Annotated in this window: 21 protein-coding genes; 10 read left to right on the top strand and 11 right to left on the bottom strand. The window is 60.6% G+C overall.

Going from position 1 to position 24926, the window contains the following annotated elements; genetic code table 11:
• Nucleotides 1-3: 3 nt before the first annotated feature.
• The 5 genes from AC07XF_RS05200 to AC07XF_RS05180 form a co-directional block, all read right to left on the bottom strand.
• A complete protein-coding gene (locus AC07XF_RS05200; RefSeq protein ID WP_495025663.1) occupies nucleotides 4-1290 on the bottom strand; it encodes an OprD family porin in 1287 nt (428 codons plus the stop codon).
• Between the two features lie 259 nt (nucleotides 1291-1549).
• Nucleotides 1550-2221 (bottom strand): DsbA family protein, encoded by a 672-nt coding sequence (locus tag AC07XF_RS05195; RefSeq protein ID WP_495025662.1) that lies wholly within the window; start codon nucleotides 2219-2221, stop codon nucleotides 1550-1552.
• Between the two features lie 335 nt (nucleotides 2222-2556).
• Nucleotides 2557-2769 carry a hypothetical protein gene (locus AC07XF_RS05190; RefSeq protein ID WP_008003171.1) on the bottom strand — a complete coding sequence of 71 codons (213 nt, stop codon included), beginning with the start codon at nucleotides 2767-2769 and terminating at the stop codon, nucleotides 2557-2559.
• 242 nt (nucleotides 2770-3011) lie between these two features.
• Entirely contained in the window at nucleotides 3012-4118 is a 1107-nt protein-coding gene (gene aguA, locus AC07XF_RS05185) for an agmatine deiminase (protein ID WP_495025661.1), read from the bottom strand.
• Nucleotides 4119-4402: 284 nt separating this feature from the next.
• The gene (locus tag AC07XF_RS05180; protein ID WP_495025660.1) at nucleotides 4403-7315 is read right to left on the bottom strand and encodes an aminotransferase; all 2913 of its coding nucleotides are present in this window, start codon (nucleotides 7313-7315) and stop codon (nucleotides 4403-4405) included.
• Between the two features lie 255 nt (nucleotides 7316-7570).
• Here AC07XF_RS05180 and rfbC point away from each other — a divergent pair, with 255 nt between their 5' ends.
• The 4 genes from rfbC to AC07XF_RS05160 all read left to right on the top strand — a co-directional run bounded on the left by rfbC (nucleotide 7571) and on the right by AC07XF_RS05160 (nucleotide 11903).
• A complete protein-coding gene (gene rfbC / locus AC07XF_RS05175) occupies nucleotides 7571-8116 on the top strand; it encodes a dTDP-4-dehydrorhamnose 3,5-epimerase (protein WP_495025659.1) in 546 nt (181 codons plus the stop codon).
• A 91-nt stretch (nucleotides 8117-8207) separates the two neighbouring features.
• Nucleotides 8208-10016, top strand: a complete 1809-nt coding sequence (locus AC07XF_RS05170; RefSeq protein ID WP_495025658.1) for a sensor histidine kinase — start codon at nucleotides 8208-8210, stop codon at nucleotides 10014-10016.
• Nucleotides 10013-11407 (top strand): sigma-54-dependent transcriptional regulator, encoded by a 1395-nt coding sequence (locus tag AC07XF_RS05165; protein ID WP_495025657.1) that lies wholly within the window; start codon nucleotides 10013-10015, stop codon nucleotides 11405-11407. Before AC07XF_RS05170 ends, AC07XF_RS05165 begins: the two co-directional genes overlap by 4 nt.
• Nucleotides 11408-11447: 40 nt before the next feature.
• Nucleotides 11448-11903, top strand: coding sequence for a YiiD C-terminal domain-containing protein (locus tag AC07XF_RS05160; protein WP_495025656.1), 456 nt, complete (start codon nucleotides 11448-11450; stop codon nucleotides 11901-11903).
• 134 nt (nucleotides 11904-12037) lie between these two features.
• On the opposite strand, the gene cysQ is transcribed toward AC07XF_RS05160, so the two are convergent.
• Together cysQ and nudE are read right to left on the bottom strand one after the other, a co-directional pair.
• The gene (gene cysQ, locus AC07XF_RS05155) at nucleotides 12038-12865 is read right to left on the bottom strand and encodes a 3'(2'),5'-bisphosphate nucleotidase CysQ (RefSeq protein ID WP_495025655.1); all 828 of its coding nucleotides are present in this window, start codon (nucleotides 12863-12865) and stop codon (nucleotides 12038-12040) included.
• Nucleotides 12862-13428 carry an ADP compounds hydrolase NudE gene (gene nudE / locus AC07XF_RS05150; protein ID WP_103396869.1) on the bottom strand — a complete coding sequence of 189 codons (567 nt, stop codon included), beginning with the start codon at nucleotides 13426-13428 and terminating at the stop codon, nucleotides 12862-12864. The genes cysQ and nudE overlap by 4 nt, the downstream gene beginning before the upstream one ends.
• 88 nt (nucleotides 13429-13516) lie before the next feature.
• On the opposite strand from nudE, the gene yrfG reads away from it, so the two are divergent.
• Nucleotides 13517-14179: a GMP/IMP nucleotidase gene (gene yrfG / locus AC07XF_RS05145; RefSeq protein ID WP_008003188.1), complete on the top strand. Its 663-nt coding sequence runs from the start codon at nucleotides 13517-13519 to the stop codon at nucleotides 14177-14179.
• A gap of 129 nt (nucleotides 14180-14308) precedes the next feature.
• Here yrfG and lysM read toward each other — a convergent pair whose 3' ends face one another.
• On the bottom strand, nucleotides 14309-14749 hold the full coding sequence (gene lysM / locus AC07XF_RS05140; protein WP_495025654.1) for a peptidoglycan-binding protein LysM: 441 nt from the start codon (nucleotides 14747-14749) through the stop codon (nucleotides 14309-14311).
• Nucleotides 14750-14877: 128 nt separating this feature from the next.
• On the opposite strand from lysM, the gene AC07XF_RS05135 reads away from it, so the two are divergent.
• The 4 genes from AC07XF_RS05135 (at nucleotide 14878) to AC07XF_RS05120 (ending at nucleotide 19883) form a co-directional block, all read left to right on the top strand.
• Nucleotides 14878-15765 (top strand): LysR family transcriptional regulator, encoded by an 888-nt coding sequence (locus AC07XF_RS05135; RefSeq protein WP_495025653.1) that lies wholly within the window; start codon nucleotides 14878-14880, stop codon nucleotides 15763-15765.
• Between the two features lie 92 nt (nucleotides 15766-15857).
• Nucleotides 15858-16697: a formate dehydrogenase accessory sulfurtransferase FdhD gene (gene fdhD / locus AC07XF_RS05130; RefSeq protein WP_495025652.1), complete on the top strand. Its 840-nt coding sequence runs from the start codon at nucleotides 15858-15860 to the stop codon at nucleotides 16695-16697.
• Nucleotides 16694-19042 carry an FdhF/YdeP family oxidoreductase gene (locus tag AC07XF_RS05125; protein ID WP_495025651.1) on the top strand — a complete coding sequence of 783 codons (2349 nt, stop codon included), beginning with the start codon at nucleotides 16694-16696 and terminating at the stop codon, nucleotides 19040-19042. Before fdhD ends, AC07XF_RS05125 begins: the two co-directional genes overlap by 4 nt.
• 355 nt (nucleotides 19043-19397) lie before the next feature.
• The gene (locus AC07XF_RS05120; protein ID WP_495025650.1) at nucleotides 19398-19883 is read left to right on the top strand and encodes a glycine zipper domain-containing protein; all 486 of its coding nucleotides are present in this window, start codon (nucleotides 19398-19400) and stop codon (nucleotides 19881-19883) included.
• A gap of 67 nt (nucleotides 19884-19950) precedes the next feature.
• Here AC07XF_RS05120 and AC07XF_RS05115 read toward each other — a convergent pair whose 3' ends face one another.
• The 3 genes from AC07XF_RS05115 to AC07XF_RS05105 all read right to left on the bottom strand — a co-directional run bounded on the left by AC07XF_RS05115 (nucleotide 19951) and on the right by AC07XF_RS05105 (nucleotide 23927).
• Nucleotides 19951-20373 (bottom strand): acyl-CoA thioesterase, encoded by a 423-nt coding sequence (locus AC07XF_RS05115; RefSeq protein ID WP_495025649.1) that lies wholly within the window; start codon nucleotides 20371-20373, stop codon nucleotides 19951-19953.
• A gap of 174 nt (nucleotides 20374-20547) precedes the next feature.
• A complete protein-coding gene (locus AC07XF_RS05110; RefSeq protein ID WP_495025648.1) occupies nucleotides 20548-21774 on the bottom strand; it encodes a 3-hydroxyacyl-CoA dehydrogenase in 1227 nt (408 codons plus the stop codon).
• Between the two features lie 218 nt (nucleotides 21775-21992).
• Entirely contained in the window at nucleotides 21993-23927 is a 1935-nt protein-coding gene (locus AC07XF_RS05105) for a RecQ family ATP-dependent DNA helicase (protein ID WP_495025647.1), read from the bottom strand.
• A 514-nt stretch (nucleotides 23928-24441) separates the two neighbouring features.
• On the opposite strand from AC07XF_RS05105, the gene AC07XF_RS05100 reads away from it, so the two are divergent.
• The gene (locus AC07XF_RS05100; protein ID WP_495025646.1) at nucleotides 24442-24732 is read left to right on the top strand and encodes a hypothetical protein; all 291 of its coding nucleotides are present in this window, start codon (nucleotides 24442-24444) and stop codon (nucleotides 24730-24732) included.
• Nucleotides 24733-24926 lie beyond the last annotated feature (194 nt).

Raw genomic sequence — 24926 nt, 5'->3', positions numbered from 1 at the left:
TCATCAGAAGATGTTGATCGGGTAATCCACGAACACACGCACTTCGTTGCCGCCGACGTTGTACTCGCTGGACTTCTGCGACACACGCAGGACCGAGCTGCGCAGTTTCACGCTGAGGTCTTTGGCCGGGCCGCTTTGTACGACGTATTTGATCTGGTTGAAGATCTCGCGCTCGGTGCCGCCTTCGCTGGTGGACGTGGTGATGTTGTCACCGTGTACGTAGGCCACGTTGTAGCTCAGACCCGGTACACCGAAGGTGCTGAAGTCCAGGCCGTAGCCTAACTGCCAGCTGCGTTCGTCTTCGGCGTTGAAGTCGGACCAGTAGGAGTTCGCCAGGTAGATGGTGTTGCCACCGTCGCCGACGCGACCTTGATCTTTCTGGTAGCCGCCGTAGGCGTAGCCCAGGTTGCTGTCGCCAGTGCTGCGCTGGTGCGCGAGGGTGAACGAGTGTGGGCCGGTGACGAAGGTGGCCGCCAGGCTCCAGATCTTGTTGTCGTCGCCGGTGATACCGTTTTCGCGAACGTAGGAATCTTCCAGCTTGGTGCGGTAGCCGTTGAAGTCCAGGGTCAGTGACTGATCCTTGTCGATCGGGAACACGTAGTTGGCGTTCACGTATTGTTTCTTCAGCACGTTTTCGACGTCGGAAGCGTACAGCGCAGCCTTGAACTGTTCGGTGAACTGGTAGCTACCGCCCAATACGTTGATCGACTTCAAGCCACCGCTGTCACGACCTTCAGCGCTTTTGCGCGATTCGGCGGTGAAACGACCGGCGTCCAGTTGCAGGCCTTTGATCTCTTTGGAGGTGATCAGGGTGCCGGTGTAGCTTTCCGGCAGCAGGCGCGAGTTGTCGTAGTTCAGCACCGGCAGGGCCGGCATCTGGTCGCCGTAGGTCAGGGTGGTGCTGGACAGGCGGAACTTGATCGCTGCGCCGCCCTTGGACAGGTCGTCAGCCGGCTGGCCGCTGTCGCCCTTTTTGAAGAAATCGATACCTTGCGCGCCGCTACGGTCTTCGCTGCGCTCCAGGTTCAGTGCGTACAGACCGAAAGCGTCCACGCCCACACCCACGGTGCCTTGGGTGAAGCCGGACGAGAACGTGCCGATGGCCGCCTGGCCCCACTCGGATTTATCCGGGTTGCCGTCTTTGAAGTCACGGTTGATGTAGGCGTTGCGCAGCAGCACTTTGAGGCTGCTGTCTTCAACAAAACCCTTGGATTCGGCCTGGTCGTTCGCCATGGCCTGTGTAGCGCTCAACATCCCCAGAGCGATCAGGCTGATTCGCTTGTTCAACATTTTGTTTTTTCCTTGATACGGTTGATACGCACTGTGTCGAACGGCCGAAACGGCGCTGTCGCGCTCTTATTTCAATACGAAAACAAAAAGGCCCGCCCACGATTTCTCGCGGCGGGCCCTTTATTGTTTTTGAGTTGTGGCAGTCGGCCACAGGCGTTGGGCCGAATCGTAGCTGCGCGCTCAATGACGTGTCAATTTCATGAATCTTCTAGAAACAGGTAAAAATCGTCTAAGAAATTGCTTTACGCGGCAGGAATATTCAATCAATGCAGCTATCGAGACCACAAACTGCTACGGAATTGGATGAGTCCTGCTCGGGGAGCGACTGACCCAGCCACTGTGCAAATGCCTGGGGTTTGCCCAGCCACGGCCCGATATCGATCAAAGTGAACTGGTCATTGTGCTCAAGTGCCAAGGTCGGAAAGCCCTGCCCGCCCACCTTGGCCAGGAACGCCCGGCTGTTACTGATATGGCCTTCGGTGTCGGCAGCCATGAAGGCTCTTTCGAAAGCTTGTTGGTCCAGCCCCATGCCTTGGGCAAGTTCAAACAGTACCGATTCGTCGGCGATGCGGCGCCCCTCCACGTAGTGAGCACTTTGCAAACGCCCCAGCAACTCCAGCCCGCAACCTGTCATTTGCTCGGCAGCCAGCACCGCAGCAATCGGTGGCGTCGAGTCGAACACGGCGGTGTGATCACGCAGCAAACCTTCGAAATAGGCTTCACCGAACGGCTGCCCGCTGTACTCAGCGATACGCCGGTCGTGAGGCATGACGTAATTGCGCAGTTGCGGCGAGACCCGTTGCCGATTGGCCCCCGTCATCATGCCGCCGCCGTGGGCAATCACGGGCAGCACAGCCTGGGCGGCTTGCACCAGCGGTTTGGCGCCGTAGCACCAACCGCATAACGGGTCGTAAATGTAGTGGAGGATCATGGCAGGCTCCGGCAAAAATCGATGCCGGCAGATTAGCCCTGAGTTCATGACTGAAAAACACCGGAACGGCTTTCAGTCTGTTTCAGGAATCGGTCGAATGCTCCCGCAGGAACGAGCTGGGCGCCGCGTAACCTGGGGGGACCGCGACCTGAACACCGCAACACGTGTAGGAGCTGGCTTGCCAGCGAAGAGGTTTGTACATTCAAGATTGATGGTGAATGACAGCTGGCCTTCGCTGGCAAGCCAGCTCCTACAGTCGTTCATACAAAACACGGGCAAAAAAAAGCGCTGCCATCCCGGCAGCGCTTTTCTTGATCAATCCGTTGTTGTTCTTCTTATCCTTCCATCACATCCCACAACGCATCCAGTTCCGCCTCGCTGAATAAACCAGCAGGGTAACGCTCGATCATCGTCCGGCGCGGATCAGTTTCGCTGATCTGACGCATTCCATTGGACTTGAACCAGTGCGCCAGGATCTGGAGCGATTCGCTGTTTACTGCCAGGGGATGCAACGCCTTTTCGCCCACAACATTCACTTCGGCGTTCATTTCAGCGCTCTCTCCCGGTTTGTGAGCGGCTAACATATCCAAGGTTTATGACAGAACATCGAAGTCCTCCCCTCCCCGAGTTACAACAGCAGAGATACAAGAGCTGTGCCAAGGTTTCTGAATGTGCCCAGGCAGATACAAAAAAGCCCGCAACCCTGAAGGGCTGCGGGCTCTGTGCAACGCGGGAGGCAGATCGACAGCCTGAGGGATTTCGCAATCAACTCAAGCTGTTACAACCTCACTCACTCCTTGTGCGGCGCGGGTTGCTGCTGGGTAAGACAGTGAATATTGCCGCCACCCAGTAACAGTTCGCGGCCTGGCACCATCACCACTTCATGCTGTGGGAACAGGCTCTGCAAGATTTCCTTTGCCGGGCCATCCTGAGGGTCGTCAAAGCTCGGCGCGATGATGCCGCCGTTGACGATCAGGAAGTTCACGTAGGAACCAGCCAGGCGAACGGTAGGATTACGTTCCTGCGTACCATCGACCGGATCGACACCGGCGCACTCTTCCTCGGTCGCAAACAGCGGACCCGGGATCGGCATTTTGTGCACCTTGAACGGGCGGCCCTTGGCGTCGGTGCTGCTTTGCAGCACTTTCATCGCCGCCTGGCAGCGCGGGTAGTTCGGGTCCTGCGGATCATCGGTCCAGGCCAGCAGCACTTCGCCCGGACGCACGTAGCAGCAGAAGTTATCCACATGGCCATCGGTTTCGTCGTTGAACAAGCCATCCGGCAGCCAGATGATTTTATCCACAGCCAGGTTCGCACTCAGGACCGCTTCGATTTCCGCGCGATTCATGTGCGGATTGCGATTGCGATTGAGCAGGCACTCTTCAGTGGTGATCAGGGTGCCTTCGCCATCGACGTGAATCGAACCGCCTTCAAGCACGAAGCCTTCGGTGCGGTAACGCGGGCTGCGCTCGATCTCGAGGATCTTGCCACCAACCTGCGAGTCTCGGTTCCACGGCGAATACAGGCCGCCGTCAAAACCGCCCCAGGCATTGAAGTCCCAGTTCACGCCACGGACTTCGCCACTGTTATTGATGACGAAGGTCGGTCCGGAGTCGCGAACCCAGGCGTCGTCACTGGACATTTCCACCACGCGAATATTCGGCACGTCCAGACGGGCACGGGCGTTTTCGTACTGGCCGGCGGAAACCGCCACGGTCACCGGTTCGAAACGGGCGATGGCCTTGGCCACTGCCGCGTGCGCGGCTTGTGCCGGTTTGCCACCCAGGCGCCAGTTGTCCGGGCGCTCGGGCCAGATCATCCAAGCCTGGGTTTGGGGTGCCCATTCGGCTGGCATGTAGAAGCCGTCGGCGCGAGGGGTGCTGTTCAACGTGGTCATGACTCAGGACTCCAGAGTGGCGTTGATGCCTGACAGAAAAGAAAGCGCATGGGTACACGCCGTGGACTGTGGCGACTTTATATCCGATAAATATCGGCTTTTAAAGCACCGTCAATCCGCAGTTACAAAAATAATCGACAAAAAGCCGATATCAATCGAACTAATACCACTACCTCTATGTGGGAGCGGGCTTGCTCGCGAAAGCGGTACTCCAAACGCAAAAAATACTTCGGATGGACCGCCCTCTTCGCGAGCAAGCCCGCTCCCACATTGGGTGGACCGGTTTACAGGCCTTCTGCGAGCACCTTCGACAGCATGTCCACGAAGAAGTCCACGCTCTGACGTGAGGTGACCATCGGCGGTTTGATCTTGAGGATGTTCAGGTAATCGCCGGTCGGCTGCATGAAGATCCCCAGCTCACGCAAGCGATCGCACAGCGCGGTGGTTTCTTCGGTGGCCGGCTCCAGGGTTTCGCGGTTGCGGATCAGTTCGACGCCCAGGTAAAAACCGGAACCATGCACCGCGCCCACTAACGGATGAATATCGATCAACGCTTCGAGGCGCTGCTTGAAGTGGCCGCCAACGACCTGGGCGTTCTCCCAGAGTTTTTCCTCTTCCATCACATCCAGCACGGCCATGCCGACCTGGCAACTGACCGGACTGCCACCGGCGGACGAGAAGAAGTAACCCTCGGCCTCGAGCGCCTCGGCGATTTCCCGGCGGGTGATGACCGCGCCCAGTGGCTGGCCGTTGCCCATGCCTTTGGCCATGGTGATGATGTCCGGCACCACGCCTTGCTCTTCGAAGCCCCAGAAGAAATCGCCCATGCGTCCGTAGCCGACCTGTACTTCGTCGGCGATGCACACACCGCCCCGGGCCCGGACCATTGCATAGACTTGCTGCAGATAGCCCGGTGGCAGCGAGATACCGCCGGCATTGCCATACACCGGTTCGCAGATGAAACCGGCCAGTTGGCGTTCCTGCCCGGCGATTTTCGCCAGGTTGTGCTCGACGCTGCGAACATAATCCGGCGCACTGTCGGGGCCACGGAATTCACCGCGATAGGTGTTTGGCGCGGTCACCGGGTGCACCCAGTCCGGGCGGCTGCTCAAGGCCTTGGGGTTGTCGGCGATCGAGGTCGACACCGAGTCTGCGCCGACCGTCCAGCCGTGATAGGCCTCCAGCACACTAAGCATGTCTCGGCCGCCGCTGAAGGCCCACGCCAGGCGAATCGCCAGATCGTTGGCCTCACTCCCGCTGTTGACCAGGAACACGCGGTCCATACCATCCGGAGACAGCTTCAGCAAACGCTCGGAGAACTCGGCCACGGCTGCGTAGTTGAAGCGCGAGTTGGTGTTGAGCAACGACCACTGCCGACTGGCAACCGCCGCCATACGCGGGTGACCGTGGCCCAATACCGCGACGTTGTTGAGCATGTCGAGGTAGGAGCGGCCCTGCATGTCGATCAGATGGTTGCGCCAGCCACGCTCGATGCGCGGCGGATCGACGTAATAGTGTTTTTGCGTGCGGGCGAAGCTGGCATCCCGCCGGGCCAGCAGGGTCGGCCCATCGAGTTCTGCTTCGGCATCACAGGCCAGTCCCAGCAACGCTGCCGGCGACGGGCACAACGCTTGCCATGCCGCCGCGCGCGAAGGGGTACAGAACAGCGGCGCGTCAATCGACGCGCCCCGGCACAACTGCACAATCAATGGCCCGCTGACCGAACCCAACACCTGGCCTTTGACCAGCGCCGCACCGTTGTGCAGCGACGGGGTGACGCCCCATAGCCGCACACTCAATTGCGGGCCGTCCAGTTGCAGCACGCCCGCCGATGGGTGATGCACCACGCCGGCAAACGGCGCTTCGACCGCCGTGCCCTGAGGCGCGCGCAACTCGACGTGCAACGGGCAAGTGTCCGGTTCAGCCGCGCTGTCCGGCCGGGTGCGGGACAAACGGTATTGCCCATAACGGCTGGCCGCCAGACCATGGGCCGTGGCTGCTTCATCCAGCAGGCGCTGGTCGACACCCTCCTGCTCCCAGTTCCCGGCCTCGAAATGCGGACTGAGTACGCCCAGGTCGATCAGTGCAAACTCTCGTCCCACCAGGCTCGGCAACAGTGGCGCAAAGCCTTCGCTGCCGATGGTTGGCAGGTTCTGGCCGACGGCCGTGAGAATCGCCGCTTCCATCAACGCCAATGGCACCGATGTGGCCACACGGAAGATTTCCCATTCATGAACCAGGTTATCGCGGCTGTAGGCATTGCCCGGATCGATGCTGACCTGCTGTTCGCCGCTGAGCACCAACACCGCCGCACGGGCGACGATCAGCGGCCACAGCGCCAGCAGCTCTTCGTGCTGCAACGGGTTGACCGCGTGATACGCCTGGATTGCCGGCAAAATGCAGAACGGATCGCCCTCGCCATGATGCAGCAGCGCGGCGCAGGTCACCGACAGATCGGTAATGCGCCAGGTGCGCACCAGATCGCCGAAATCGATCACGCCTTGCAGCTGCCAATGGCGTTGCGCATCGCGCTGCCACACCACGTTGTCGTCGGTGATGTCCATGTGAATGGCCTGCACCGGCAGTTTGTCTTCCAATGGCTGCAAATGCCGCTCGGCTTGTACGGATGCTTCGACGATCAGTTTGCGCTGGGCTTCATCCTTGATCACCGGCAACAAATGCGCGATCAAGGCGTGGGCATGGCGGGCATCCCATTGCAGGGTTCGCACCAGACCCGGATGGTCGAAGTCCGCCAGGGCCAGGTCCATTTCACCGCACAGGCGGCCGAAACCGGCCACCACCGTACGACTGAAATGCCCGAGGCTCGTCAAGGGCTGGCCTTCGATGTAATCGAGCAGTCGCACATGCACCGCCTGGCCACCCACCTCCAGTGACAGCAGGTCTGCACCGTTTTTTGCCGGCATCACCCGTGGTACATGCACCTGTGGGTGTCCGTCCAGATGCTTGAGGCCAGCGTGCTGGGCTTGAATCTCCAGCGCCGAATAATCGCCACGGCAGATTTTCAGGACAAAACGCCCCCGCTCGCTGTCGACGCGGTAGTTCAGGTCTTGCTGGCTGCCAAGGGCCTGCAACCGTCCGCTGAACCCGTAATGATCTTCCAGCAGCTCTAGCGCTTGCTCCGCAGACACCTGCGGGCTGGGCAAACTGGCGCGATGAATCAACGTGGCGAGCGGCATACAACGACCCCTGAAATTTTATTAGGCGCCTATATCGCCACTGCTTCGGGCGATACGCAACCCCCCGCAAGCCTGTAGGAGGGCAATTGTGGGAGCGGGCTTGCTCGCGAAGGCGGGGTGACAGGCAGCCTGAATGTGACTGACACGCCCTCTTCGCGAGCAAGCCCGCTCCCACAGGTTTTGTTCCGGTACTCGCCTCGAATGGCACTTTGCGCAAGAATGGCGGCCATCTCACACATCAGCTGGAGTAACACCATGAATGTAGTGACCACCGACCTGCCCGGTGTTCTTATCCTCGAACCCAAGGTCTTTGGTGACGAACGTGGTTTCTTCTATGAGAGCTTCAACGCCAGGGCTTTCAAAGAGGCCACCGGCCTGGACACTCAGTTCGTTCAGGACAATCACTCCCGCTCGCAAAAAGGCGTGCTGCGCGGCCTGCATTACCAACTGGAACACACCCAGGGCAAACTGGTCCGGGTCACCGACGGTGAAGTACTCGATGTGACCGTGGACATTCGCCGCAGCTCGCCGAACTTCGGCAAATGGGTCGCCGTGCGCCTGTCTGCCGACAACCATCGCCAACTCTGGGTACCGGAAGGCTTCGCCCACGGTTTCGTGGTGCTGAGCGAATTCGCCGAATTCCTCTACAAAACCACCGATTACTACACCCCGTCCGCCGAACGCAGCATTCGCTGGGACGATCCGGACCTGGCCATCGACTGGCAACTGGAGTTTGCGCCCTTGCTGTCCGCCAAGGATCAGGCCGCGCCACTGTTCAAGGATGCTGACGTTTTTTCCTGACTCACCGTCCCGATCGCAGTATCACTTGCCGCGCAGACTGCGCCCGCAAGCCTAGGCATAATGCGCCTGTACCCACAGGCGCATGCTGCTCATGAAACCGACTCTCCCTCCCAGACCCCGTTGGCGCAGCCTGGCCCTGCTGGCACTGTGCCTGGCGCCGTTGCTGTGGCCGCTGGAGCATCTTGCCGAGCGCTATTACCGCAGCGAACTGGCCAGTCAGAATCGTCAGACCCTCGACCTCTACGTCGCCAACCTGTTGGGTACCCTGCACCGCTATGAAGTGTTACCGCAGATCCTCGGCGACCTGCCGGCTCTACGCGCGGTTCTCGGCGCACCGGACGACGGCGTCACCCAAGGCAATGCCAACCGCCTGTTGAAAAATATCGCCACCCAGACCGGCGCCGAAGTCATGTACCTGATGGATGCCACCGGCAAGACCCTGGCGGCCTCCAACTGGGACAAACACGACAGTTTCGTCGGGCGCAATTTTTCCTTCCGGCCGTATTTCAGCGAAGCCATGGCCGGACAGCTCGGGCGCTTTTTCGGGCTGGGCACCACCTCCGCCAAGCGCGGTTACTTCTTCGCCGCCGGTGTGCGTGATGGCGAGAAAATCGTCGGTGTGCTGGTGGTCAAGGTCGACCTCGACCACACCGAAAGCCTGTGGGGCAAAACCCCGGAACAACTGCTGCTGACCGACCACAACGGCGTCGTCATTCTCACGTCGCGACCGGAGTGGCGATTCCGCTCGACCCGCCCGTTGAACGAGGAAGAAAGCAAGGCCATCACCGCGATTCAACCCTACCCGACCCGCGATCCAAAACCGCTGGAGCTCAATCCCAATGCCTGGCTGACCCAGACTCAGCAAATCACCGAAACCGGCTGGAATGTCAGCATCCTCGCCCCGCGAACCTTGATCGACCGCCCGGTGCGCACGGTGGTGGCCATCGGTGGTGCAACGCTGTTGGTGTTGATGCTGCTGCTCGGTCTGATGATGCAGCGCCGCCGCCATTACCTCGAACGCATTGCCTTCGAAGCCAAGGCCCGCCGCGAGCTGGAAGGCCGGGTCGCCGAACGCACCAGCGATCTAGAAGGCCTGAACCGGCGCCTGAAACAGGAAGTGCTGGAACGCGAACAGGCCCAGCAGGAACTGGTACGCGCCCAGGATGATCTGGTGCAGGCCGGCAAATTGTCGGCACTGGGCACGATGTCGGCGAGCATCAGCCACGAACTCAACCAGCCGCTGGCAGCGATTCGCAGCTACGCGGAAAATGCCGAAGTGCTGCTCGACCACCAGCGCACCGACGATGCCCGCGGCAACCTCAAGCTGATCAGCGAATTGACCGGCCGCATGGCCTCGATCATCGCCCACCTGCGCGCCTTCGCCCGGCGCGACCGGCACGCCCCGGAAAGCGTCGCCCTGCAACCGGCGCTGGATGATGCCCTGGCCCTGCTGGCCAAGCGCCGACGCAGCATGGACGTCGAGCTGATCCGCGACTTGCCCGCCGCCACCTTGTGGGTCGAAGCCGGGGAAACCCGCTTGCGTCAGGTGCTCGGTAATCTGCTGGCCAACGCCCTGGATGCCCTGACGGAAAAAGGCCCGCCGCGTAAACTCTGGCTAAGTGCCCAATCCACGGCCGATGGCGTCAACCTGTACATTCGCGACAATGGCCCCGGCTTTTGCATGGAAGCCCTTGGGCGTGCCAGCGAGCCGTTCTACACCACCAAGACCCGAACCCAGGGCCTCGGTTTAGGGCTGGCGATTTGCGAAACCCTGATGCGCGCCTTCGGCGGTGAACTGTCGTTCGCCAACCACAAGGAGGGCGGCGCCCTGATTACCCTGAAGCTGCGCGCAGGCGCACCGGGCGTGAGCCTGCAACCGTCCGAGGACCGAAGTGCATGACCATCGACAGCCGCATTCAGGTCGTGTTGATCGACGACGATCCCCACTTGCGCCAGGCCCTGAGCCAAACACTGGATCTGGCTGGCCTGAAAATCCTGCCGCTGGCCGAAGCCAAAGGCCTGGCCGCGCAACTTGAACGGGACTGGCCGGGCGTGGTGGTCAGTGACATCCGCATGCCCGGCATGGACGGTCTGGAACTGTTGACCGAACTGCACGCCCAGGACCCAGAGTTGCCGGTGCTGCTGATCACCGGCCACGGCGATGTGCCGCTGGCGGTGCAGGCCATGCGCGCCGGGGCCTATGACTTTCTGGAAAAACCCTTCGCCAGCGATGCCCTGCTCGACAGCGTGCGCCGTGCATTGGCCCTTCGCCGGCTGGTGCTGGACAACCGCAGCCTGCGGCTGGCCTTGAGTGATCGCAACGAGCTGAGCACACGACTGGTTGGCCAATCACCTTCGATGCTGCGCCTGCGCGAGCAGATTGGCGCCCTGGCGGCGACCAGGGCCGACGTGCTGATCCTCGGCGAAACCGGCGCCGGCAAAGAAGTCGTGGCCCGGGCGCTGCACGATTTATCGAATCGCCGTAACGGACCCTTCGTAGCCATCAACGCCGGTGCTCTCGCCGAGTCGGTCGTGGAAAGCGAACTGTTCGGCCACGAACCCGGCGCCTTCACTGGCGCTCAGAAACGCCGCATCGGCAAATTCGAATTTGCCAACGGTGGCACGCTGTTCCTCGATGAAATCGAAAGCATGAGCCTGGACGTGCAGGTCAAATTGCTGCGTTTGCTGCAAGAACGGGTGGTCGAACGCCTGGGCGGCAATCAGTTGATCCCGCTGGACATCCGCATCATCGCCGCCACCAAGGAAGACCTGCGTCAGGCGGCCGATCAGGGGCGTTTTCGCGCCGACTTGTATTACCGCCTGAACGTCGCACCGTTGCGGATTCCACCGTTGCGCGAACGGGGCGAAGACGCCTTGATGCTGTTCCAGCATTTTGCCGATGAAGCCAGTGCCCGCCACGGCTTGCCGCCCCATGAGCTGCAACCGGGGCAACGTGCCTTGCTGCTGCGCCACGCCTGGCCCGGCAATGTGCGTGAACTGCAAAACGCTGCTGAACGTTTTGCCCTGGGCCTGGAACTGGCGCTGGACAACAGCGAGTCATCGCACGCGGCCGGAACTCCGGTGGAAGTGGTCAGCGGCGGGCTGAGCGAACAAGTGGAAAACTTCGAAAAAACCCTGATTGCCGCCGAACTGGCACGCTCGCACAGTTCGGTGCGCAGTGTCGCCGAAGCCCTCGGCATTCCGCGCAAGACCCTGCACGACAAACTGCGCAAGCACGGTCTGAGTTTCGCCGACAGTGGCGCCCCGGCCCACCCTGATGACCTCGATTGAGCTACCGTCCAATCATCCACTTCGAGCAAGAGGCCCCTGAATGAGCCGCGACAGTCGACAACTGGAATCCGTTCTCCATCACGACATTCCCCTCACCCGGGACATGGGCCTCAAAGTGCTCGACTGGCATGACCAGCAACTGCGCCTGCACTTGCCGCTGGACGCCAACGTCAACCACAAGAGCACCATGTTCGGCGGCAGCCTGTATTGCGGCGCGGTCCTGGCTGGTTGGGGCTGGCTGCATTTGCGTCTTAAGGAAGAAGGGATTACAGACGGGCACATCGTGATTCAGGAAGGGCAGATCAGCTATCCGCTGCCGGTGACGGGCGATGCAAACGCCATTTGCCAGGCGCCGGATCCGGTGATCTGGAAGAAATTCCTGAGCACGTTCCAGCGATACAGCCGAGCGCGGTTGACGCTGCATACGCGGGTCGTCAATGAAGGCCGTGATGAGGATGCGGTGAGGTTTGTGGGGCAATACGTGCTGCACCGGTGAGCGTTAGGCCAATGCGAAAACCTTGTGGCGAGGGAGCTTGCTCCCGTTAGGCTACGCAGTAGCCGCAATAAAGCATTGGGGCCGCTTCGCGACCCGACGGGAGCAAGCTCCCTCGCCACAAAAGCGTGTGAATATCAGGACCGGGCGAGTTCCAGCAACTTGTCCCGCCACGCCGCCTTCGCCGGCAGCGCCAAAAAGAACGCATTCAACAGCGACTCCCGTGCCGGATAGCTGAACGGTTCACCGCTCAACTCCAGCACTTCACCGCCGGCGCCTTCCAGCACACCTTGCGCCGCCGCCGTGTCCCACTGCGAAGTCGGTGCCAGGCGCGGATAGCAATCCGCCGCCCCTTCCGCCAGCAGGCAGAACTTCAGCGAACTGCCGATATTGGCCAGTTGCAACTCGCCAAGGCTGGCGCTCAACCCGGCCAGCAATCGCTCCTGCTCCGGACTCGAATGACGACGGCTGGCCACCACGGTGAACGACTCGCCTGGCGCCGGGACATCTCGCACCTGAATCGCCATCGGCGTGCCGCCCTTATCACCACGCCACGCGCCGAGCCCGGCACCACCGACATAAAAACGCCCGTTGGTCGGCATCGACACCACGCCGAACACCACCCGACCGTTTTCGATCAGGGCGATGTTGACGGTGAACTCCTCGCTGCCGCTGATGAACTCCTTGGTGCCATCCAGCGGATCGACCAGCCACCAGCGCTGCCATCCGGCACGCACGCTTTGGGGAATGTTGGCGTCTTCTTCGGAGAGCACCGGGATGTTCGGATCGAGCGCCGTCAGCCCGGCCAGGATCAGGTGGTGAGCGGCCAGGTCAGCAGCCGTCACCGGCGAATCATCAGCCTTCGCCGTGACGGCCGTGCCTGTACGCCAGAACGGCAGGATCGCCTCGCCAGCCTGCAAGGCCAGTTCAACCACCGGTGCCATCAACGGATGTGGGAAGTTCATGGCTGGAACGCTCCGCGCTGAGTCAACAGGTCACGGGCCAGGTACAGCGCCGCCAAGGCACGGCCTTCGGTAAATTGCGGGTTTTGTGCCAGCGCCGAGAGCTCACGCAGATTGACCTTGTCCACCCGCATCGGCTCTGGCTCGTCGCCCTCCAGACGCTCCTCGTAGAGGTCGGTGGCCAGCACCACTTGAATCTTCTGGCTCATGTAACCGGGGGAAAGCGACAGCTCGGTCAGGTGCTCCAGTTGCCGCGCGCCGAAACCGGCCTCTTCCTTGAGTTCACGCTCGGCCGCCGCCAGCACGTCTTCGCCCGGCTCGATCAAGCCCTTGGGCAACGACATTTCATATTCATCCGTGCCGCCGCAATACTCCTCGACCAGCACCGCATGCTCAGCATCCAGCATCGCCACGATCATCACCGCACCGTACCCGGCACCTTTGCCGACCAGGCGTTCATAGGTGCGCTCCACGCCATTGGAAAAGCGCAGCTTCAGCTCTTCCACGCAGAACAATCGACTGGTGGCGACAATTTCGCGGGCGAGTATGGTGGGTTTCTGGCGCATGCAAAGCTCCTTGGCGTGAACGCGCTACTATAACGCGGCTTACCCGATTGTTTACGCCAGATATCTTTCTACCGTCCGAGACTTTGCCATGCCTTCATTACCGTGGTCCGACATCGATACCGTTCTGCTGGACATGGACGGCACGCTGCTGGATCTGCATTTCGACAACCACTTCTGGATGGAGCATTTGCCCCAGCGTTACGCCGAACTGCACGGGGTCAGCCGGGCCATGGCCGAGATGGAGTTGCAGCCGTTGTTCGAACGCAATGCCGGCCAGTTGCAGTGGTACTGCCTGGATTTCTGGAGCGCCGAATTGAAGCTGTCAGTGCGCGACCTGAAACTGGAAACCGCGCACCTGATCGCCCTGCGCCCGGATGCCGACACCTTTCTGGCAGCGATCAAACAGGCCGGCAAGCGCGTGGTGCTGATCACCAATGCCCATCGGGATGCGCTGTCGTTGAAGCTGGAAAAAATCCAACTGGCGCCCTACTTCGAACGCTTGATCAGCTCCCATGACTACGGCTTCCCCAAGGAAAACCCGCAATTCTGGGATGCGTTGCAAGCCGATATCGATTTCGATCCGGCGCGCAGCCTGTTCATCGACGACACTTTGCCGATCCTGCGCAGCGCACGGGATTTTGGTGTGGCGCATTTGCTGGCCGTGCGCGAACCAGACAGCCGCAAGGGGCCGAAGGATACGGCGGAGTTTGCAGCGGTCGGGGATTATCGGGATTTGATAGCGGGGCTGTAGACCGCGTTACCTGCTTCGCGAGCAAGCCCGCTCCCACACTGGATCTGCAGTGAACACAAAAATTGTGTGCGATGAAGATCAAATGTGGGAGCGGGCTTGCTCGCGAAAGCCATCACACGGTTTCACAGGTTACTCAGGAATCCGCAACGACTGCCCCGGATAGATCTTGTCCGGGTGCGACAGCATTGGCTTGTTGGCTTCAAAAATCTTGTTGTACTGGTTGGCATTTCCATATACGGCCAAGGATATCGCGCTGAGGGTGTCGCCCTTTTTCACGACCACAAAACGTGCGGCAGCAACGACAGGCCCAGTCACGGTAATCTGATCATCCACGCTGCCAACCCCGGCGATGTTGCCCACCGCCAGCAGGATCTTCTCCTTCTCTTCCTGGCTCGCCACTGCGCCGGTCACCGTGACCTTGTCACCCTCGACCGTCGCCTGCACATTCGGGTTGCCCAGGCCGACCTTGCTGATGTGCGCCTTCAACTGCTCACTGGCATTGGCGTTGCCGGGTGTCAGCAAATCCAGCAGTTTTTCGCCTGCTTCTTTCACAAAGCTCAAAAGACTCATGGTGCACGCTCCTTGGGTTTCGGGTTCCAGACGCCAAAGCCTAGACCACGACCGTCACCTGCGATTCCAACCCGACCAATGACCCCGCTTGCGATAGAATCCGCACCTTCCCGCACCCTGGAGCGAAGATGGACATCAAGCAGCTGAAATTCCTCATCGCGCTCGACGAAACCCGCCATTTCGGCCAGGCCGCCGCACGCTGCCACATCACCCAGCCGACCCTGTCCATGCGCCTGCGCAGCCTCGAAGAAGAACTCGACCTGCCGCTGGTCAATCGCGGCCAGCGCTTCGAAGGCTTTACCGCGCCGGGCGAGCGGGTGCTGGCTTGGGCGCGCACGGTGTTGGCGGCCTATGACGGCTTGTATGCCGAGGCCGCCGCCTGTCGCGGCAATCTGGTCGGCACTTTGCGTCTGGGCATGGTGCCGTTGTCGAGCTTCGATCCACTGCCGCTGCTGCAACGCCTGCACGCCGAACACCCGAACCTGCGCTTCGAGCTTTCGGCGTTGAGTTCGGAACAGATCCTCGAACAACTGGCGAACAATCGCCTGGATCTCGGCGTGTCATATCTGGAGCGCCTGGATGCCGAACGCTTCGACTCGCTGACCTTCAGTGAAACCCGCATGGGCCTGCTCTACGACCAGCGCTTTTTCACCTTTGGCGAGGCACCGCTGAGTTGGGAATCGTTGATCGAGCTGCCGCTGGGCATGCTCACCAGCGGCATGCACTTTCGCCAGTCCATCGACCACAACTTCCACAGCCGCGGCCTCAACCCGCAGCCTTTGTTGCAAACGGATGCCGTCCATCAACTGTTACAAGCGGTGCACGGCGGCCTGTGTTGCGCCGTGATGCCCTTGGACGGTGGCCTCGAAGGGCTGACCGACCACTTGCGCCTGCAACCGATAGAAAACGCCCAGACCCTCGGCCGGCTGGGGCTGATCATGCGTCGCAGCGCGCCACGCTCGGCCCTGGCGGAGGCCTGTTTCGCGATTTATCAGCAATCGTTGATCGGCGCTTGATCGACGGCATCTATCGGTAGATCAGTAATAGCGATTAGACGCGACAAGTTGCCGCGCCTAGTCTTAAAGCTGATCAAACCGTCGGTGATGCCATGAACACCAAGCGCCCTGCCTGCGCGGCGCCTGCCCTCGAAACACCCGCGCCCGCGGCCAGCCAGACGTACAGCTACAGCAACCTCGAGCACTCGGAATCGGCCAGCACCGCGCTGGCCGAGGAAGTGGCGCTGGCGATCGCCTACAACGGCATCAGCCAGGCCGTCATGCTGGTGACACCGACCGACCTCGAAGACTTCATCGTCGGCTTCAGCCTGGGCAGCGGCATCATCCAGGACGCCACGGACATCTATGACCTGCAACTGAGCGGCTCGGGATCGGCGCAATACGCGCAAGTGACCATTGCCAACCGCGCCTTCTGGAACCTCAAGCAGCAGCGTCGGCAACTGGCCGGCACCAGCGGTTGCGGGCTGTGCGGCGTGGAGGCGGTCGAACAGGCTTTGCCGGACCTTCAGGTATTGCCCGGCGCCCCGTTGCCGCCGGTCGAATGGCTTGTTGGCCTGCGCGAGCGCATCGGCGCCTTCCAGCCCTTGGGCCAGCATAGCGGCGCGGTGCATGCGGCAGTGTTCATGAATGACAAGGGCGAGCTGCTGCTGGGCCGCGAAGACATCGGTCGGCACAACGCCCTCGACAAGCTGATCGGTGGACTCGTCCGCCAGAACATCCCGACCGCGGGTGGCCTGGCGATTGTCACCAGTCGCTGCAGCCTCGAATTGATCCAGAAAGTCTTGCGCGCCGGCATCCAGACCCTGGTCAGCCTGTCGTCGCCCACGGGCCTTGCCGTGCAATGGGCCCGTCGCCACAACCTCAATCTCATCCATCTGCCACAGAAGAATGCGCCGCGGGTCTACAGCCCAACGTCGGAGAATCAAGCGTGAGTCAACACCGTCAAGCCGACCAGAAACCCGTCCCTCGCTACAAGCCCTACAAAGGCCCGGCCGGTGGCTGGGGCGCACTGATCAGCGTGGCCCAGGCCTGGTTGACCAGCGACAACGCGCTGAAAAACCTGCGCATGATGCTCAAGACCAACAAGAACGGCGGCTTCGACTGTCCCGGTTGCGCCTGGGGTGACTCTCAGGAAGGCGGCATGGTGATGTTCTGCGAGAACGGCGCCAAAGCGGTGAACTGGGAAGCGACCAAACGCCGTGTCGATGCCGGATTCTTCGCCAAACACAGCGTCACCGCGCTGCTGGAGCAGAGCGACTACTGGCTCGAGTATCAGGGCCGCCTGACCGAGCCGATGAGCTACGACGCCGAAACCGATCGCTACAAACCCATCAGTTGGGACGATGCCTTCGCGCTGATCGCCAAACACCTGAACGGCTTGTCGAGCCCGGATCAGGCCGAGTTCTACACGTCGGGCCGCGCCAGCAACGAAGCAGCGTACCTCTATCAGCTGTTCGTGCGCGCCTATGGCACCAACAACTTCCCTGACTGCTCGAACATGTGTCACGAGGCCAGCGGTGTTGCGTTGTCGCAAAGCGTCGGTGTCGGCAAAGGCACGGTGACGTTCGACGACTTCGAACACGCCGATGCGATTTTCGTCTGGGGCCAGAACCCCGGCACCAACCACCCGCGGATGCTCGAACCGCTGCGCGAAGCGGTGAAGCGCGGCGCTCAAGTGGTGTGCATCAACCCGCTGAAAGAGCGTGGCCTGGAGCGCTTCCAGCATCCGCAGCATGCGATCGAAATGCTCACCAACGGCGACAGGCCGACCAACACCGCGTTCTTCCGCCCAGCCCTGGGTGGCGACATGGCGATCATGCGCGGCATGGCCAAATTCCTCCTGCTGTGGGAGCGCGATGCGCAGAAAACCGGCGCCCCGGCAGTGTTCGACCACGACTTCCTCAATGAACACAGCGCCAACGTGCTGGAGTACCTGGCGACCATCGACGATACGCCGTGGGAGCAGATCGTCGAGCAATCGGGCCTGCCCCTGGCGGAAATCGAACAAGCGGCACGCATGTATGCCAAGAGCAAGAACGTCATCATGTGCTGGGCCATGGGCATCACCCAGCATCGCCATTCGGTGGCGACCATCCAGGAAATCGCCAACCTGATGATGCTGCGCGGCAACATTGGTCGGCCTGGTGCCGGACTGTGCCCGGTACGCGGCCACAGCAACGTGCAGGGCGACCGGACCATGGGTATCAACGAGCGCCCACCCGTGGCGTTCCTCGATGCACTGGAGCGCCGCTTCCAGTTCAAGGTGCCACGCCACAACGGCCATAACGTGGTCGAAGCCATTCACGCCATGGCTGAAGGCCGGGCGAAAGTTTTCATCGGTCTGGGCGGCAACTTCGCGCAAGCCACACCGGACAGCCCACGCACGTTCCAGGCCCTGCAAAACTGCGACCTGACCGTGCAGATCAGCACCAAGCTCAACCGCAGCCATCTGACCCACGGTAAGGACGCGCTGATCTTGCCGTGCCTGGGCCGCACCGACATCGATATCCAGAGCGAAGGCCCGCAAGCGGTGACCGTCGAGGATTCGTTCAGCATGGTCCATGCCTCCAACGGTCAGTTGCAGCAGCTGTCGAACCAGATGCGTTCGGAACCGGCGATCCTGGCCGGCATCGCCGCCGCGACCCTGGGCAACCACCCGGTGGACTGGAACTGGCTGGTGGCCGATTACGGCCGTATCCGCGACTTGATCGCCGAGACCATTCCAGGCTTCAAGGACTTCAACGAGAAGATCAAAAACCCCGGCGGTTTCTACCTGGGCAACAGTGCCGGCGCACGCAAGTGGAACACTGCCTCAGGCCGGGCCAATTTCCGCCCGAACGCGCTGCCAAAAGACCTGGTGCACGAACGCACTCGCGCCACTGGCGTGCTGCCGGACCTGATCATGCAATCGATGCGCTCCCACGATCAGTACAACACCACCATCTATGGCCTCAACGACCGTTATCGCGGCGTGAAAGGTCAGCGGGACGTGTTGTTCGTCAACGAAGCCGACATCATTCGCCTGGGCTTCAGACCGGGGCAGAAGGCTGACATCGTTTCGCTCTGGAACGATGGCATTGAACGTCGGGTAAAAGGCTTCACGCTGCTGGCGTTTGATATCCCGGCCGGGCAAGCGGCGGCCTACTACCCGGAAGTGAATCCGCTGGTGCCGCTGGAAAGCACCGGCGATGGCAGCCATACGCCAACGTCGAAGTTTGTGGCGATTCGTTTGGAAGCGGCGAGTGAGAGTGGGTTGATCATGGCCAGGTCTGCGTAACACTTCGCCTGAGCCAGCCTCTTCGCGAGCAAGCCCGCTCCCACATTGAATCTCTGCCGTACACAAATTTTGTGTTCGCTGAAGATCAAATGTGGGAGCGGGCTTGCTCGCGAATACGGTAGATCAAGCAACAAATTTTCCGGATCCAGCCCTTTCCAATCGCCCACAAAAAAGGCCGTTTTCTCATGAAAACGGCCTTTGCGAAGTAGTAACAGACCGGCAAAAAAACGTTAAGTTCCGCCCAAAAAACAGCAACTTGCAATATTGTATACAGGTCGTGTTATTCGTCGGATTTCGATTGTCACGCCTATTCCAGAGCCTCAGGATCGCGCCGTCATCCCCTTGAGGTTCCTCCATGAAGTTCTCCTCGATTCTCTTGTTGTCCCTTGGCCTGGTCAGCGGTATTGCGTCTGCTGGCGGCACCACCGAAGCCGGTGTAGGCGGCGCATTGGGCGGGGTTCTGGGCTCGGTCGTCGGCCAGTCGTTAGGCGGCAATACCGGTTCCACCATCGGCGCGGCCCTGGGCGGCGCGGGTGGTAGCGCCGTCGGCGCAAACAAACACAGCCGTGGTGAAGCAGCCCTTGGCGGTGCGTTGGGTGCCGCGGGCGGTAACGTGGTCGGCCGCAGCATGGGCGGCACCAGCGGCAGCCTGATCGGCGCCGCAGCAGGCGGCGGCGCCGGTGGCGCGCTGGGTAACTACATGGGCAAAGAGTACGATGATGAAGACGGCGATCGTCGTTCGTATCGCGACCATGACCGTCGTCGCTACTACCGCGACGGCCACCGTCACCACGGTCATGCCTATGGCCACCGCAAGCATCGCTGGCACGACGACGACTAAGGCATCCATCGCCTCGCTATAACTGGCACATCAAAAATCGCAGCCCAAGGGCTGCGGTTTTTTTTCCTTACTGAACCACCAGACGCTGCAGCGCCCCGCGCAACCCTGCCGGAATCGCCACGGGTTGATTCGACACCCGATCGACAAACACATGCACGAAGCGTCCTGCCGCGCAGGCTTCGTCTTCTCCCTGCTTGAATACTGCCAGTTCGTATTGCACCGAACTGTTGCCCAACTTGCCCACCCGCAGGCCGATCTCGATCCGGTCCGGGAAGGCAATGGAAGCAAAGTAATCACAAGCCGAACTCACCACGAAACCCACCACCTCACCTTCATGGATATCCAGGCCGCCGACTTCGATCAGGTAGGTATTCACCGCCGTATCGAAGAAGCTGTAGTAAGTGACGTTGTTGATGTGACCGTAGGTGTCATTGTCGTGCCAGCGGGTGGTGATGGGCTGGAAGTGCGGATAGTCGGTGCGTTGGGGCATCAGCGTTGGTTCCTGAGTAGGTTCGCCAGTCTAAGGCGAAAACCGCGTTATCGTTCTTCGCGAGCAAGCCCGCTCCCACATTTGATCTTCGCCGAGCACAGATTGTGTGTACGACCGATATTCAATGTGGGAGCGGGCTTGCTCGCAAAGGCATCCTTACAGGCGCCCCATCAATCAATGGTCGGCAAACCCCTTGCCGGCCGCAGCCAGCTCACCAATCAACCGCGCCGGTTGCCAGTGATCGCCCTGACGCGTCTCAAGGTCCATCAAGCGCCGATGAATATCCGCCAACCCTTGCTGATCGGCCCAGGCCATCGGGCCGCCCTTGTCCGCCGGGAAACCGTAGCCATTAAGGTAAACCAGATCAATGTCGTGAGCTGACCCGGCAATACCTTCCTGAAGAATCTTCGCGCCCTCGTTGACCAATGCCAGCAAGCAGCGCTCCAGAATTTCTTCCGGGCCGATCTCGCGACGCTGGAACCCCAGCCCTTCACTGACTTCCAGCACCAGCGCATCCACCTGTGGATCATGTTCGGCCTGGCGACTGCCCGGCTCATAGTGGTAATAACCATTGCCACTTTTCTGGCCAAAACGCTCCATTTCGCACAGTCGGTTATCCACCTGAACTTCCGGCGCATCCTGCCCGACACCGGACAGTTGCCGGGCGCGCCACTGCAGGTCGACGCCGACCACGTCGAACATGCGGAACGGCCCCATGGCGAAACCAAAGCCTTGCAGTGCCGCATCCACCTGATAGGGATAAGCCCCCTCCAGCAGCATTTTGCGCGCCTCCAACACGTAGGTATTGAGCATGCGGTTGCCAATGAAGCCATCGCAGTTGCCCGCCACCACGCTGACCTTGCCCATGCGCTTGCCCAACGCCAGTGCAGCTTCGATGACTGCCGGTGCAGTCTGGTCTCCGCGGACGATTTCCAGCAGTTTCATGATGTGCGCCGGGCTGAAGAAGTGCAGCCCCAGAACCTGCTGCGGCCGGCGCGTAACCGCCGCAATGGCGTCGATATCCAGCGCCGAAGTATTGCTGGCCAGAATGGCTTCGGGTTTGAGCAGGCCATCGAGCTCGCGGAAGATTTTTTGTTTGAGCTCAAGGTTTTCGTACACCGCCTCGATGACCAGGTCGACATCGCGGATAGCCGTAAAACCTTCTGCCGCCGTAACACGCGCGACACGGGCATCGGCCTCGCTCTGGTCAATCCGGCCCTGGCGCACGTTATGAGCGTAGGTGTCCGCCACGGTGGCCAGCGCTTGCTCCAGCATTTGCGGGTTATTGTCGACCCACTGCACGGCCACTCCGGCGTTGGCCAGGCACATGACAATGCCACGGCCCATGGTGCCCGCGCCGACGACGGCTGCGCGCTGAATATTCGACGGTGTCTGGCTCATGTTTTGTTCTCTTGTTGGCGATCCGAAGACAGCCACCACCATAGTCAGCCAGTGGATTTTTTTGAAATTTATTCCTGTGATGAGCAACATTCAGCGGATGGATGTGCCGCCAATTTCTGTGGGAGCGGGCTTGCTCGCGAAGGCGATCCATCAATTGGCAGTGACGGTGACTGACCCACCGCTTTCGCGAGCAAGCCCGCTCCCACAGGGGATACGGTTCAGCCTGCAAGATGCCGCTCGGCCCAACTGCGCACCGCGGCATACGGATAATCTTCCAGCGCCGCAAACCCCGAAATCGACCGCGCCTTGAGTTTGGTGAACAGCGGCACGCTGATCCCGCACAGAAACCGTGTCACGCGCTCAGCCGAGGGCACGTTGCCTGTGTGCTGCTCGTGCCTGTGGATAAAATCGCCACACAGCGTCCCGAAGTTTTTATCCACAAGCGCCGGCAACTCCGGTGGTGCAGGCAACCGAGCCACTTGCCCGTGACACACCGAACAATGCCCGCATTGCTGCGGTGCATTGTGGTCGCCGAAATACTCAGCCAGGCGATAACCCAGGCAATGGTCGGTGGCGAACAGATCCAGCATCGCGTGAATCCGCGCAATCTCGGTTTGTTCATGCCGAGTGAAATACCCGTGCAACTCCTGGCTCAACGCGACACTGTCGAAACCACTTTGCAGCACGCTGTAGACTTCGGTCATCTGCTTGCTTTCCAGTTCGACCCATCCCTTTTCCTGAAAGTAATCCAGCGCCTTCACCACCCGACTACGCTCAGCCTGGTGCTGCTCATACAGCGCGTCGAAATTCACCGTGGCCCAGGTCCGTGCACGGCTGGAGGTCTGGATGATCGCAGCGACGAAATCCCTGCGCTCGCCTTCAAAACGCGCCAGCAGCGCTTCGGGCTCCTGCAAATATTTGAAACGGTACTCGGCGTAGTAGGCGTAGCGCGGGGCGATCAACCCGCGCAACTCGAGTTGTACCAGCAAGGTCCTGAGCGGCAATTGACGAATGTTGCTTTGATCCGCCAACGGCCCCAGAAGGAACTCCCATTGTCCTTCGGGTGCGACGGCGTGTATCTCGTCGAGCACACTGCGGATGCCGTCCAGCTCGGGCGTGTCGCCGTAGACGAAGTTTTCCAGCACATTGAGGCTGTCGCGGTTGGCCAATACCAGGCAGTCCGACGGCTGACCGTCACGCCCGGCGCGGCCGATTTCCTGGCTGTAGTTCTCGATGGATTTGGGCAGGTCGAAATGCACCACGTTACGGATGTCGCTCTTGTCGATGCCCATGCCGAAGGCGATGGTGGCGACGATGCAATTGGACTGCCCGCCCATGAAGCGCTTCTGGATACCTTCACGCTGATCGTGGGGTAACCCGGCGTGATAGGCCTCGGCCTGAATACCATTGCGGTTCAGGTGTTCGGCGATGTGCTCGGCGGTTTTCTGCAAAGTCACATAGACGATGCTCGGCTGGCCGGGTCGCTCGCTCATCCACTCGACAAGGCGTCGGCGCTTGTCCTGGCCGCGCACCGGCTCCACCAGCAAATTGAGGTTGGGTCGATAGAAACCGGTGGTCACCACATCGTCTGCGGCGATGGCGAATTTCGTCTGCATATCCGCAATGACTTTGGGTGTTGCTGTAGCAGTCAGCAGCAACACCTGCGGGATGTTGAACTGGCGCTGGTAGTCGGGAAGCTTGAGGTAATCCGGACGGAAGTTGTGGCCCCATTCCGAGATGCAGTGGGCTTCGTCCACCACCAGCAGCGAGATCGGTACTTGCTGCAGGAAATGGCGGAAACGCTCGTTCTTCAGACGCTCCACGGAAATCATCAGAATCTTCAACTCGCCGGACTTGGCGCGAGCCATGACATCGCTGGCGTCATCGCGGCTTTGCGCCGAATCGATACTGCCAGCGGCAATGCCGTGGCGCTGCAGGAACGCCAACTGATCCTGCATCAGCGCCAGCAACGGCGAAACCACCAGCGTCAGGTGTGGCAGCAACACTGCCGGTAACTGATAACAGAGGGATTTGCCGGAGCCGGTGGGGAAAATCGCCGCCGCCGAACGCCCGGCCAGCACGGCACTGACGGCGGCTTCCTGACCGGGGCGAAACTGTGGATAACCGAAAACCTGTTCCAGGGTGTTGTGCATAAGCTGTCACTCCGTTGACCGCTGCGATGAGCAAAGCCTAGCCGGCGATTGCAGCGCGTCGAGAAAAGGTCGGGGGCAAAAACGATACGGGATGATACAGCGGATGGGCGACTGTCAGATCGCCTTCGCGGGCAAGCCCGCTCCCACACCGATCCATGTCCTCCGCAGACTTGAGTACGACGCAAAAAACTGTGGGAGCGGGCTTGCTCGCGAAGAGGCCGGCACAATCACCTCAAACCCGAAATACCCGACAATTTCTGAAGCACTGTTTACCTGGATTTGCTGCACAGAGACTGACAACTCTGTAGGCGTTTTTACCTTCCGCAGTATCGTCGCCCAAACCCCAGACAATGCGTAGTCCCCGTCCTCAGAGCACGATAAACACCCTACAAAACCTGTCCAACTCAGCCGTCTTGTCCCGCTACACCACGCCCTCCTATAGTTGTCGGCGCGGCTGAAAGCAGTGTCTCGGCCTGCCGGAAACACTTGCCGATTTCGCACAGGACCCACCTGGATGGACAACCCCGACTCTCTGACAAATCGCTATCACCCACTCAAATCCCGCTACAGCGAAACCCCGGTGCTGGTCATCGATACCGAGGCCGACCCCTTCGAGATCCTCGACGCCGCCCGACAACGCATCCGCGCCGCCAGCGACCTGCTCGAAACCCTCTATTGCCTGTGCTTCAAACAGGCCGATGCGAGCGACATCCCCAAGATCGTCAGCGCGCTGTACCTGCTGACCCAGGACGGCAACGACCTGCTCGACATCGCCCGGCAACACCTGCCGAAACTCACCGGCTGAAGCCCCACCACATCCCCCTGTAGGAGCTGGCTTGCCAGCGATGAACGGCAACGCGGTGCACTGTGGATAACTCCGTCAGCAACGACCTATGGAAGCTTCGGCAAGGTCCTACAAAAGAAGACACCTTGTCGCCTATCCCCAACCAGTGACTCAAACCTATAGTCCGGACTGTCGCTGCCAAATCAGCGACTCGG

This window comes from Pseudomonas sp. GW821-FHT01C01 (assembly GCF_059422645.1).
This window is presented reverse-complemented; position numbering and strand designations above follow the sequence as displayed.